The following is a 12,723-nucleotide window of genomic DNA, read 5'->3' as shown; positions in this document are numbered from 1 at the left end:
GACCGCACGCGGGAAACCGTTACACGCACCGCTCGCCGTGTCATTCGCCTGTAATACGCGCCTCGTAGCTTTTGGATCCAATCTTGGATCCAAAGCGAGGAGGGACATGCTTCCGCCAACGGCCCCCGGGATTCACCTCGAGAACCTCACGAAGACATTCCGCGCCGGACGTCGCGAAGTCCGCGCCCTGGACGGCGTCCGCATTCACTCCCGGGAGGGAGAATTCGTCTCCCTCCTGGGGCCGTCGGGGTGCGGGAAGAGCACCATCCTGCGCATCCTGGCCGGGCTGGAGTCGCAGTCGTCCGGCGAGGCGCTGGTGCACGGCGAGACCCCTGCCGAGATGCGCAAACACCACCATCTCGGCATCGCCTTCCAGGACAGCGCCCTGCTGCCATGGCGGTCCGTGCGCTCCAACATCCGGTTGCCGCTGGAGATCGCCCGCCGCCGGGAGGACGACGGCCTGATCCAGGAGCTGATCGACCTGGTGGGCCTCACCGGATTCGAGGACGCCCGTCCCGGCCACCTCTCCGGCGGCATGCGCCAGCGGGTGGCGATCGCCCGTGCCCTGGTGGTGAAGCCCCGGATCCTGCTGCTGGACGAACCCTTCGGGGCGCTCGACGACATGACCCGGCAGAACCTCAACCACGAGCTGCTGCGCATTTGGACCGAGCGGCCGGCCACCACGCTGATGGTGACCCACGGCATCGCCGAGGCGGTGTTCCTCTCCGACACCGTGGTCGTGATGTCGGCCCGTCCGGGGCGGGTTCAGGAGGAGGTACGCATCGACCTCCCCCGTCCGCGGACGGCCGGGCTGACGCGCACCCCGGAATTCCACGGCTACGTGGACCGGCTCTCCGCCCTCCTGTTCCAGGACGCGGGCGACGCCACCCGCACGACCGCAGGGGCGGGCGGTCCCCGGTGAGCGTGGCACCGGCGCTGCGCATGGCCGGCACCGCACTGGTACTCCTCGCCTGGCAGGCCGCCGGGGTGACGGGCGTCATGGGACCGGCGATCGCGTCGCCCACGCAGATCGTCTCCGGCATGCTGTCCGACGGCGCCGCCTTCTACGGTGCGCACATCCCCATCACGCTCCAGTCCGCGGCCGTCGGCTACCTGTGGGGCAATCTGATCGCCATCGCCTGCGCTGCGACGGTCATCGCCGTCCCCTGGATGGAGAAGGTCATCCTGCACGTGGGGATCGCCTCGGCCTGCGTCCCGCTGATCGCCGTGGCGCCCATCCTGGCCGCGATGTTCAGCGGTCCGGGGACCTCGGCGATCATGGCGGGGCTGTCGGTCTTCTTCACCACTCTGGTCAGCACGGTCAACGGTCTCCGGCGGGCGGACCGCACCAGTGAGGACCTGGTGCGGGCCTACGGAGGCGGGCGTTACCTGGTGCTGCGCAAGGTCCAGTCGCCGGCCGCGCTGCCGGGCATGCTCACCGCTCTGCGCATCGCGGTACCCGCCGCGCTGCTGGGCACGGTGATCGGTGAGTTCATGGGCCAGGAACGCGGCCTGGGCGCGGCACTCGTCGTCGCACAGCAGACCAGCGACGTGGAACGCACCTGGGGCATCACCCTCGTGTGCGCCACGGTGGCGCTGATCGCGTTCCTCGCGGTCGGCCTCGTGGAACGCCTCGCCACCCCGTGGGCCGCGCAGGCCCGGGAGGCGTCATGATCACCCCGTCCCTCCAGAGCCGGCTCCGCCGGGCCGCCGGCCGGACCGCGCGCGGCACCCTCGTCCTCCTCGGCAGCCTGACCGCCATCGTCGCCGGCTGGATGATCTTCCTGCGGACGGTGGACGTGAGCCCGTACGTCGCCAAGTCGCCGCTCGACGTGTGGAACTACCTGTCCGTCGCGGAGCACCGCGCCGCCATGTGGCCGCTGCTGGGGCGCACCCTCACGGACGCCGCCCTCGGTTTCGCCTCCGGGCTGCTGCTGGCCGCCGCCGTCTCCACACTCCTGGCCTTCTCCCGCCCCCTGGAGGAGATGTTCCTCCCGACCCTGACCACGCTGCGGGCCATACCCATGGTGACGCTTGCCCCGATCATCGTGCTGGCCCTGGGGCGCGGCACGGCCGGGACGGCCTTCATCGGCGCCGCGGTCGTCTTCGTCCCCGCCCTGCTGACGATGCTGCAGGGGCTGCGGGCCGCCCCGCGGACCGATCTGGACGTGTGCCGGGCGTTCGGCGGCTCCGCATGGACGGCCTACGTCAAGGTAGGCCTTCCGCACGCCGTCCCCACCTGGTTCACCGCCGCGCGCATCACCGTGACCACGTCCATCGTCGGCGCGCTGCTGGCCGAATGGCTCGCCTCCGGCGCCGGCCTCGGCGGCCAGATGATGCGGGACGCCAACGAGTTCCAGTTCTCCCGCCTCTGGTCCTCGGTGGTCGTCCTGACCGCCGTCTGCATGGCGATTTACCAAGTGCTCGCGCTCCTCGAACGTGCCGTCTCCTCCCGCATGACCGCCACGCGTTGACGCCCACCGCTCAGCCCACGGAACGGAGCACACCATGACCGCATCCACCCGCGGACCGTCCGGTCGGCGCCAATTCCTGACCGGCGGCCTCGCCCTGGGCTGGCTCGCCCTGGCCGCGGGCCCGCTGGCCGCCTGCGCCCCGGCGGAACCCGGCGGTCCCTCCCAGGACCCGGGCCCGGCCGGCTTCGGCATCGCCTCCCAGCGCCTGGCCTGGGTGAAGAACACGCAGTTCGCCGGAAGCTTCCTGGCGGACCGGAACGGCTACTACAAGGAGGAGGGCTTCAGCGGCAGCGACCTCATCCCGGGTGGGCCGACCGCCCCGCCGATCGAATCCGATGTCCTGAGCGGCACCTTCGCCGGCGTGTCCCAGATAGCGGGAGTGGGCGCCGCGATCGCCGAGGGCGCTCCCCTGAAGATCATCGGTGCCGTCTACCAGCGCAACGCGAGCTGCGTCATGTCCATGAGCGACCGACCGATCCGCACCCCGCAGGATCTCTACGGCAAGACCATCGGCTGCTCCTCATCCAGTGAGCCGCTGTGGCGGCTGTTCCTCGCGGCGCTCGGCCTGGACGAGTCCCGGATCACCACCGTGCCCGTGCAGGGCGACCCCATCGGCATGACCGAGGGCGAGATCGACGGTTACCTCGGCTACACCAACAACCAGCCCATAGAGCTGCGCAACCGCGGCTTCGGGATCGACGAGATGCTGCTGGCCGACGCCGGCTTCCCGCTGGTCGGCCAGACCTACGTCACCACCCAGGAGAACATCGGCCGGAACCGCGAGAAGGTCAAGGCGTTCCTCCGCGCCGAGATCCGCGGCTGGAAGGACGTGCTGGCCGATCCGGAGCTGGCGGCCCGGGTCACCGTGGAGGAGTACGGCCGGGATCTGGGCCTCGACCCCGGCATCACCCTGACCGCCTGCCGGACCGGCAACGAGCTGATCCTCGACGGCGATCCCGCCCAGCACATCCTCGCGCTCTCTGAGGAGACCGCCGCCACCAATGTCCGCGCCGCCCGCGCGGGCGGCCTCGACCTCGGTGTCGAGGACCTGTTCGACCTCGGCCCCATCAGGGAGGTCTACGAAGAGGACCCCTCCCTGACCCTGAACGCCTGACGCCCCGCTGTCACCCGCTCCCATCGAAGGAGACGCTCCATGCCCCACCCAGCGCCGTACGACCTGCTCCTCACGGGCGGAACCGTCGTCTCGCACGACGGCCGCCACCGACACGACATCGCCGTCCGGGACGGCCGGATAGCCGCCGTCGGGGAGGACCTGGCGGCCAGGACAGCCGGGGACATCCCCGTGGTCGACGCCGGAGGGCTGCTCGTACTGCCCGGCCTGGTGGACGTCCACGTCCACTTCCGCGAGCCCGGCATGACCGAGAAGGAGGACTTCGCCAGCGGTACCCGAGCCGCAGCGGCCGGCGGCGTCACCACGGTCGTGGACATGCCCAACACCGTTCCCCCGGTGGCGACCGCGGAGGAGTTCCGGCGCAAGCTGAGCCTGGTGGCGCCGAAGGCACATGTCGACTTCGGGCTCTACGGCATGCTCGGCCAGGACAACGCCGAGGAGATGACCGCCATGGCCGAGCTGGGCGCCATGGGCTTCAAACTCTTCATGGGGCAGACCACCGGCGACAACCGGTGCCCCGACGACGCGGCGATCTTCCGCGGCCTGGAGGCCGCCGCGGCGGCCGGACTCGTGGTCGGCGCGCACGCGGAGAACGACCACCTGCTCCGCATGTTCATCGACCGGCTGCGGGCCTCCGGCCGTACCGATCCCCGGGCGCACCTGGTCAGCCGGCCGACCTTCGTCGAGGTGGAGGCCGTGACCCGGATCGTCACCATGGCCACCGAGGCGGGCACCAAGCTCCACATCCACCACCTGTCCACCGGTGCCGGGCTGCGCCGCGTGCGCGACCTGCGCGCCGACGGCCACCGGGTCAGCGTGGAAGCCCTCGTGGCCCACCTGCTGTTCGACGACAGCGCCTACGACACCCACGGAAACCTCATCAAGCTCAACCCACCGATCCGGCCGGCCGAGAACGTCGCCGAGCTGTGGGCCGGAATCGCCCGCGGCGACGTGGACGTCATCGCCACCGACCATGCCCCCCATACCCCCTCCGAACAAGCCGAAGGCGACGTCTGGTGCGCGCACGGTGGCTTCATCGGGGTCGAGACGATGTTGCCGCTGCTGCTCACCGCCGCCGCACAGGGCCGCCTGTCCGTCGAGGACATCGTCAGGCTGTGCTCCTACACCCCCGCCCGGCGCTGGTCGATGCCCGGCAAGGGACAGCTGGCCCCCGGCTTCGACGCCGACTTCGTACTCGTGGACCCCGACGCCACCGGGGCGGTTGACCCGGCCACGATGCACTCCCGGCACAACGTCACTCCGTACGAGGGCTGGCCGCTGACCGGTGCGGTGGTCGCCACCTACCTGCGCGGAGAATCGGTGTACGACAAGAGCGGGATCGTCGGCGCACCGCGTGGCCGCCACGTGCGCCCGGCCCCGGCAGGCAAGAGGTGAGGAGCCACGTGACCACGGCAGAACACAGAACGCGGGTGGACAGCATGGGCGAGGCGGTGAGCCGCTGCCTGGCAGAGGCCGGGCTGCGGGCGGAACCGCCGCCCGGCCCGGAGGGGCGGCCACCGGTTGTCCTCGCCGGCATCGGCACCACCGCGCGGCACGCCCTGGACGGCCGGCTGCTCCGGGATGCCCTCGACGCGGAGCACCTCACGTGCGGGCACCACCTCCCGTTCGAGGACCCCGCCGCGCTGCTCGCCAACCCGGCCTGGCAGCTCGCACTCGTCCTGAGCCCGTGGAAGAAGGCCGTCGCCTCCCGCCTGGGGGGTCTCACGCACTCGGCCACCGCGACCGGCGTCGTCGACACGATCCTCCGGAACGGCGACGGAGGACTGCTCGGCGTCAACACCAACTCCTGGGCGGCACAAGCCGCGATGGAGGTCCTGATGGGCGGAGCGACCCCAGCCGGCGTGCTGGTGCTCGGCTCGGGAGGCTCGGCCGGCTCGGTGGCTCTGGCGGCCCGCCGTGCCTGGCCGGACGTCCCGCTCCTCGGCAGCGCGCGCAACGCCTCGGAGCTGGCCACCTGGGCCGCGGACTTCGGCGCCCTGACCGTCGCCCCGGACGCCCTGCCCGACGTGCCCTTCTCCACCACCGGACCCTCGCTGATCGTGAACACCACGACCTGGGGCGAGACGGACGTCTCGGAAGAGCAGCCCTTCGCCTTCCCCCTGCCCCGGCTGCTGACCCCCGGCAGCAGGTTCTTCGACCTGAACAACCGCGTCTCGGCGCTGCAACACGCCGCGCTCCGGGCCGGGATGAGCGTGATGTCGGGCACGTTCATGCAGCGGGTCACCAACCGGTGCCGGGCCGCCCTGCTCACCGCGAGGGCCTCATGACGACCACCACACGGGAGCGGGTGTACCGCTTCCTGCGGCAGCGGATCACCACCGGCGAGTACGCGGGAGGCATCCGCCTGGTCGAGGAACAGATCGCGGAAGAACTGGGGGTCAGCCGCACCCCGGTGCGCGAGACACTACAGCGGCTGACGAGCGAAGGGCTGGTCCTGCGGATCCGGCGCGGCCAGCTCGTCGTCGTCAGCGTCGACGCCGAGGCACGGGCCGAGCTCCACCTGCTGCGCGTCGCCTTCGACGAAGTGGCGGCCCGCAGCCTCACCGCCAAGGCGGTGCGGGTGGACTGGGCGCCGCTCTACACGCTGCTGGACCCGTTGGAGGTGGCCCTGCGGGAACACGGCATCGGCAGCCCTCAGTTCTCCATGGCCCACCTCGACCTGCACATGGCGATCAACCGGGCGGCCTTCTCCGAGACCACCTCGTCGTTCATGGAACGACAGGCCCTCCTCTACCCGACGGACGACTACGTCCAGCAGCCGGGACACGAGCCGGTCTCCCAGCACCGGGCGCTGCTGGACGACCTCGCGAGCGGCGACCTGGAACGCGCCGTCACCGCCGTACGCGTGCACGCACTGCGCGGCCACGGAAACACCACGCTCACGGATTGACTCACCGACCACAGGAGCCCCACGTGCACGACACCGTCACCATGTTCGTCAACGGGCAGGCCATGAGCGGCGGGGAGCTCAACGACGCCCTCACGGGTGCTCGCTTCCTCGGCCCCGTCCGGACCGCGCCGCGCTACCGCTTCTACTCCTTCCACGACCGCTTCCCCGGCCTTCTGCCGGCCCGGGAAGGCGGCTGGCCGGTACCTGGCGAGATCTACGAGATCTCCTACGGCGACCTGCGCGAGAAGCTGCTGCCCCGGGAACCCGTCGAGCTGGAACTCTCCGCCATCCAGCTGGAGGACGGCCGCGGTTCGCTCAGCATGGTCTGCCGTCGGCCCCCGGCCGCCGGACCCGGAATCCACGAGATCACCGCTCCCGGCGGCTGGCGCGCCCACCTCGCGGCTTCCGCCCCGCCAGAGGCCTGAGCCCCGAGGACCTGGCGGACAGCGACGGCGCCGGGCAGAAGGGGCCGGCACGGGGCCGGCAGATGATCTCGGTGCGCCCAGGGCGGTAACCCTTCGGGAGAAGCAGCAGGCCAGGAGCGGTTGTTCCTGGCCTGCTGGGGATGGGACGGGTGGGACTCGAACCCACGGCCGACGGTACGGTCGCGGTTGACCTTGCGGAGGTTGGCGGACACCAACAAGGACAACCTCCACCGCCAGATCCGCCTGACCTTCCTGGGCTGAAGGGGACCCTTCGCGGTAATTAGGCTCAATCGACTGAAATATTCTCTTGTATTGCTTCGGGCGGGCCATTGAGACCTTTGCAACCTGGGCGGCTGCGCCCGGCCTGGATGCGGTAGCGTCCGCGCACGTGTGCGGCTCATCTGGTGAGGCCGGAGAGAGAGGGGCGCGCGGTGGCACCTCGGCCGGGCGGCGAGACCGACAAGTTCGGCAATCGCTATGAGGGAGCATGGACGATCAGAATGGCCCTGCACGTGCTGCTGGGGTCGGGCACATCGCTGTGCGTGGAACCGGGCGGGCCGCTGGGCGAGGGAGCGGAGTTCGTCTTCAGGCACGCTCACGGGACGGATGTTTACCAAGTCAAGCGGCAGCACCGCAACGCGAACAGTTGGAATGTGGCCTCGCTCCGTGCCCTGGGAGTGTGGGAGAGCCTGCGTTCGCATGCCGAGGCGGGCCGGACGTTTCACTTTGTGTCCACGGTCCCCGGCCGGGCCCTCGCTGAACTGGCCGACCGCGCCGGCCGTTCCGACAGTGTCGCCTCATTCGAGGCGGAGTGGTTGACGGATGAGCTCCGGGGCCCCTTCGATGCCCTTGCCGCAGACGGCATCTACGGTTCGGCCACCACTGCCTGGCAGATACTGAGACGGCTTCGCGTGGAGTGCCACGACGAACAAGAGCTCGTGCGCACGAACGCAGTCCTGGCCGAACAGCTCCTGGCCGGTGCACCGGGCCACTTGGCGGCGCTCGCCCTCGGTCAAGTCCTGCTCGACAACCTCGGAACGACACTCGACGCCGCCGCCCTCCTCAGCCGCCTGGCACTGCACGGACTTCGGGGCATCGTGAGGGCCGATGTTGTAGCCGTATCCGATGCCGTCGGAACGGTGACCGGCCGGTGGGCAGCGAGCGTCGAACGCTTGCTGCTCCAACCGGAAATCCCCCGGGACGAGGCCGTCCGCCTCGTGCAGGAGATCAGGGAGGGTACTCAACAGCTCATTCTGTTGACTGGAACGGCAGGCGACGGGAAGAGCGCCGTGCTGCACCAGACCGTCACCGCACTTGTCGAAGCGGGCACCCCGGTTCTCGGCATCCGCCTTGATCGCCTTGACCCCTTCGGCTCGACGCATGAACTGGGGGAGCGGGTCGGCCTGTCCATGTCTCCCGTCAGTGCGCTGGGCGTGATGGCGGGCGGACGGCCCTGCGTCCTGGTGGTGGACCAGCTCGACGCCGTCAGCCTGGCGTCGGGGCGGATCCCCGACACCTTCGACGCGGTCGCCGATCTGGTGGACGAGGCTGCGGCATACCCCGGGATGCGGGTGATCCTTGCCTGCCGCGCGTTCGATGCCGATGCCGACTCCCGAATCCGAAGGCTCACCGCTCCGGAGCACTGCACACGCGTCACCGTCGGATCGCTCTCCGACGCCCAGGTCGAAACCGCCGTCGCCCGTATGGGCCTGAACGTCTCCCGATTGGGCCCCTCGCAAAAGGCATTGCTGCGCTCACCGCTGCATCTTGTCCTCCTTGCTCAGGTCACGGACCAGGAGGGGGCCCTCCTCTTTCACAGTTCCCGGCAGCTTTTCGACACCTTCTGGGACGCCAAACAGGAGGCGTGCGCCCGGCGTTCCTCCGTGCGCTTCCACGAGGCGGTCTCCGTTGTCGTCGAAGCCATGAGCAAACGTCAACGGCTCACAGCGCCCTACAGCGTGCTCGACACCGACAGCCTCGCGGTCACCCGCAAGGTTCTGGAATCGGAGCACCTCCTGGTGCGCGACGGTCGACAACTGGCCTTCTTTCACGAAAGCTTCTTCGACTACGCCTTCGCCCGCGCCTGGCTCGCGCGGGAAGAGAGCCTGGTCGCCTTCCTCACCGGCGGAGAACAGGAGCTGTTCCGCCGCGGACAGCTCCGACAGGTGCTCGACCACCTGCGGGATCTCGAACCGGAACGGTTCGCCGAAGAGGTCGAGGATCTGCTGACCAGTCCGGACATCCGCTACCACCTCAAGCATCTGACCTTGGCCGTGCTGCGCGGCCTGGACGCTCCCACCGCCACCGAATGGAGCATGGTGGCGCGGGTGCTGGACACGCGCCCGCCCTTCAGCGGCTGGCTCGTCGACATGCTCGGGACACCCGGCTGGTTCCGTCGCGCGGACGACGAGGGGGTCTTCGAGAACTGGCTCGACAGCGCCGACACCAGAGAACAGGAGTGGGCGGTGCGGTTGTTGGTGGCGGTGGCGGATACGCTGCCCCACCGAGTGGCCCGCCTTCTGGAACCGCACGCCGCCGATACGGGATACAGCGCATGGCTGACTCGCATCCTCCCCCACGCCAACTTCGCCGGCGGCCGTCCGCTCTTCGATCTTCTGCTCGATGGCATACGAGCAGGCCATCTCGCTCGGCTCCCACACACGTTCTGGTTCCCAGTGAGAGTCCTGGCAGCCGAAGAACCTGGGTGGGTGGTTGAGCTGCTTGGCGTGCTGCTGGCGGAATGCCCCGGCAGCTTGCGACGCGACGACCAAGGCAAGGTCGCGTTGTTCGCGGACCGGGACCACGCGGCGCGGCAAGCTGTAGCCACCGCCGCGGTCGGAGCGCCGGAGGAGTTCTGCGCCGAGGTGCTGCCGGTGCTCTTGACCGCCATGAGCCTGACCGCCTACCCGGCACGGGCTGGATGCCCCGTACAAGACCGGCACTTCTCGTACCGCTCTCCCGGTGAGGACCCCGACGACCTGGGTGACGCACTCCTGCACGGCACGGCCAAGGCTCTGCGGATAACGGCCGGCAAGGATGCGGCGCGAGCACGTCAGCTGGTGGAACATCTGGTGAGCGAGCCGTACGAGGCGGCACAGTGGCTGCTGTACCAGGTACTCATCGCGGGAGGAGCTGATCTCGCCCCGTGGGCCGCTGAGATCCTTCTCCAGGGCAGACACCGTCTGCTGTCCGGCTATGTGTCCAACGTTGTGTGGACCGCACGTGAGGTCCTGCATGCCATCGGCGGAGCCTTGCCCGACCGCTCTCTCCGTCAGGTGGAACAGTCCCTGCTCCACCTGCGCCTTCCCCCTGACCAGAAACGCTCGCCCTGGCACGAGTTCACCCTGTTGACGGCGCTTCCCGAAGAGCGGCTCTCCGATCGGGCGACACGCCGGCTCGGAGAGCTGCGGCGGCTTCATGACGACCAACAGGTGCCGGATGAACCGGAGGGGGTTACGGGTGGATTCGTTGGCCCGCCGATTCCGGCCGAAGCGGCCCGGCACATGAGTGACGATCAGTGGCTGAGGGCGATACGGAAGCACAGCCGGGACCGGATCGACTGGGCGAACCATACCGGCGGGGCGCATGAGCTCTCTGGAGTGCTGCAACGAATGACAGTGGCGGACCCCGGACGGTTCGCGCGGCTCGCCCTCCGGATCGATCCCGGGACACACCCGGCCTATGGGACCTCACTCCTCTTGGGCCTGGGGGAAGCCGAGCCATACGACGACCCGGAAACCGTCTTTGCGGCGGTGCGCCACTTCGCGGGCAGGGGTGAGCCGGAGCAGGACCGGTGGCTGGGGCACGCCCTGCGGAACTACCTCGACTGCGTGCCGCTCGACCTGGTGGAAACCCTGCTGACCTGTGCCCTCGACGGGGGAGAGAAGGGCGATGCCGACGAGCTGCCCGGCGACTCCGCGTTCGACGCGGACACCATGAGCGATGACTTGCTCTCCGCCGGGATCAACACCGTAAGTGGCAGTGCGGCAAAGATCCTGGGAGATCTGCTCTTCCACGACCGGGACGGGACCCGCGTCGCTCTGATGGTGGCCCACCTCAGCCGGCTGGCGGCCGCACCCTCCCTCGCGGTCCGGGCGTGTGTCGCCCACGTTCTCGGGGCCGTGATCCGTCACGACCGTCCGGCGGTTGTCGATGCCTTCGCGGTGCTCGTCCGGGCCCCTGATCACCTGCTGGCGTCACGATACGTGTACCGCTTGGTCCTTGCCCTGATGCATGGGGATCCGGCGCTGGCCCGGCCTCTGACGGAACGTATGTTGAACTCCCGGGTGGCCCGAGTGCGCCGGGTCGGTGGCCAGTTCGCCGCGCTGGCCGCGATGGAGTGGGAGATGCCTGACCTGCTGGCCAGGGTGCTGGACGGGACGGACAGGGAGCAGCGGCAGGGAGCCGCCGAGGTATGCGCCCAGCGCCTGCTGAATACCGGTGACAGGGAGCTGGCCCATCGTGCACTTGTTCACTTCTTCCACGACTCCGGAATGGTGGTGCGGGAAGCCGCTGCGAAGGTGGCAGTGGAGCTGCGCGGTCAACGTCTGGCGCCGTACCAGCGGACACTGATCGCGCTGATCGAATCCCGAACCTTCGATGCAGCCCTGCCTCAGCTGCTCATCACACTCGAGGCGGCGCTTGATCGAGTCGACAAACTGGTTCTGATGTCGGTGCGGCAATTTCTCATCGTGTCCGGAGCCGAGTCAGTCGACGCGTCCCGCGGCGCGGCGGCCAGCGCCCGTCACATAGGCCAGCTGTTGGTCCGCGCGTATGTTCAGGCATCTCCAGTCATGCGCCGGGAGATCCTCGATCTGCTGGACCGATTGCTGCTCCTTGGCTCCTACGGTGTGGACAGGGCGATCACCGACTCGGACCGGAGCTGAATGAGCTAGACCTCCCCCGGCCCACAGCATGCTTCAGCCGTGCGCCTCCGTGCGCCCCGATGTGCGTTCGGTGCACCGGTGGGACCAGCGGAACGATGCCTGCTGAGTGAACCCTGGTGCTGTGCTGTGCAGATGATGCACGAAGCACCTCCCAATCGTCGCCCGGCCTTCCTCCAGATGTTGTCCCCCGAAGCACACGCGGCTTTCTCCCGGCTCGGCACCCCACGGCGCTACGCCAGGGGAGACGTGCTGATCCAGGAGGGCGATCACACACAGGAACTCGTGGTCCTTCATGAAGGCTTGGTGAAGGTGACCGCCCGGCAGAGCCGTGACCGGGAATGGCTCATGGACATCAGGACCACCGGGGACATCGTCGGCGAGGTGGCCGCCATGGACGACGGACCACGATCAGCCACGGTCACCGCCTGCAGCGATGTTTCCGCCACCGTTGTCCCGCCCGGCGAACTCAAGCACTTCTTGCTGACTCACCCCGAGGCATCACTGGCCTTCACCAGCTTGGTCTCCAACAGATTGCGCAGAGCGGACCGCCTGAGGCTCGAACTGGGCGGATATCAAGTGCCAGTCCGCGTGGCGCGCGTCCTCCTGGAACTTGCGGAGTCCTACGGGCAGCCCAGATGGACATTAAAAGGGCCGGAGCAGAATGTCATCCGCATTCCCGTGGATTTGTCGCAGTCGGAGTTCGCAGCCCTCACCGCCTGCGCCAAAACCACTGTCCAGAAGGCTCTGACCGACCTGCGGAAGAAGCGGATCATCGCCGCCGGGTGCCGGCTGACCACCATCAACGACATGAACCGGCTGCGCGAGGCAGCACAGGTCAGTTTACCGCGTACCCAGGGCCACGTCACGTGATCCGTATTAATGCGGCTGGGTGGGC

General features: G+C 69.1%; 10 protein-coding genes. All 10 read left to right on the top strand.

Annotated elements, in window-relative coordinates; all coding sequences use genetic code 11:
* Positions 1–106: 106 nt before the first annotated feature.
* The 10 genes from ACTFAP_RS00500 to ACTFAP_RS00455 all read left to right on the top strand — a co-directional run bounded on the left by ACTFAP_RS00500 (position 107) and on the right by ACTFAP_RS00455 (position 12,698).
* Positions 107–922: an ABC transporter ATP-binding protein gene (locus ACTFAP_RS00500; RefSeq protein WP_436982119.1), complete on the top strand. Its 816-nt coding sequence runs from the start codon at positions 107–109 to the stop codon at positions 920–922.
* On the top strand, positions 919–1,674 hold the full coding sequence (locus ACTFAP_RS00495; protein ID WP_436982120.1) for an ABC transporter permease: 756 nt from the start codon (positions 919–921) through the stop codon (positions 1,672–1,674). The genes ACTFAP_RS00500 and ACTFAP_RS00495 overlap by 4 nt, the downstream gene beginning before the upstream one ends.
* Positions 1,671–2,474, top strand: coding sequence for an ABC transporter permease (locus tag ACTFAP_RS00490; RefSeq protein WP_400011031.1), 804 nt, complete (start codon positions 1,671–1,673; stop codon positions 2,472–2,474). Before ACTFAP_RS00495 ends, ACTFAP_RS00490 begins: the two co-directional genes overlap by 4 nt.
* 34 nt (positions 2,475–2,508) lie before the next feature.
* Positions 2,509–3,588 carry an ABC transporter substrate-binding protein gene (locus ACTFAP_RS00485; protein WP_500467931.1) on the top strand — a complete coding sequence of 360 codons (1,080 nt, stop codon included), beginning with the start codon at positions 2,509–2,511 and terminating at the stop codon, positions 3,586–3,588.
* A 39-nt stretch (positions 3,589–3,627) separates the two neighbouring features.
* Complete coding sequence (gene allB / locus ACTFAP_RS00480) at positions 3,628–5,001, top strand: allantoinase AllB (RefSeq protein ID WP_500467930.1); 1,374 nt, start codon at positions 3,628–3,630, stop codon at positions 4,999–5,001.
* An 8-nt stretch (positions 5,002–5,009) separates the two neighbouring features.
* Positions 5,010–5,894, top strand: coding sequence for a hypothetical protein (locus ACTFAP_RS00475; protein WP_500467929.1), 885 nt, complete (start codon positions 5,010–5,012; stop codon positions 5,892–5,894).
* The gene (locus tag ACTFAP_RS00470; protein ID WP_500467928.1) at positions 5,891–6,517 is read left to right on the top strand and encodes a GntR family transcriptional regulator; all 627 of its coding nucleotides are present in this window, start codon (positions 5,891–5,893) and stop codon (positions 6,515–6,517) included. The genes ACTFAP_RS00475 and ACTFAP_RS00470 overlap by 4 nt, the downstream gene beginning before the upstream one ends.
* Positions 6,518–6,540: 23 nt before the next feature.
* A complete protein-coding gene (locus ACTFAP_RS00465; RefSeq protein ID WP_500467927.1) occupies positions 6,541–6,942 on the top strand; it encodes an allophanate hydrolase-related protein in 402 nt (133 codons plus the stop codon).
* Between the two features lie 500 nt (positions 6,943–7,442).
* Positions 7,443–11,828: an NACHT domain-containing protein gene (locus tag ACTFAP_RS00460; protein WP_500467926.1), complete on the top strand. Its 4,386-nt coding sequence runs from the start codon at positions 7,443–7,445 to the stop codon at positions 11,826–11,828.
* A gap of 132 nt (positions 11,829–11,960) precedes the next feature.
* Complete coding sequence (locus ACTFAP_RS00455) at positions 11,961–12,698, top strand: Crp/Fnr family transcriptional regulator (RefSeq protein ID WP_500467925.1); 738 nt, start codon at positions 11,961–11,963, stop codon at positions 12,696–12,698.
* Positions 12,699–12,723: the final 25 nt, after the last annotated feature.

Source organism: Streptomyces sp. PH9007 (assembly GCF_059813725.1).
The sequence above is the reverse complement of the archived record's forward strand: the minus strand, read 5'-3'. Positions and strand labels throughout refer to the sequence as shown.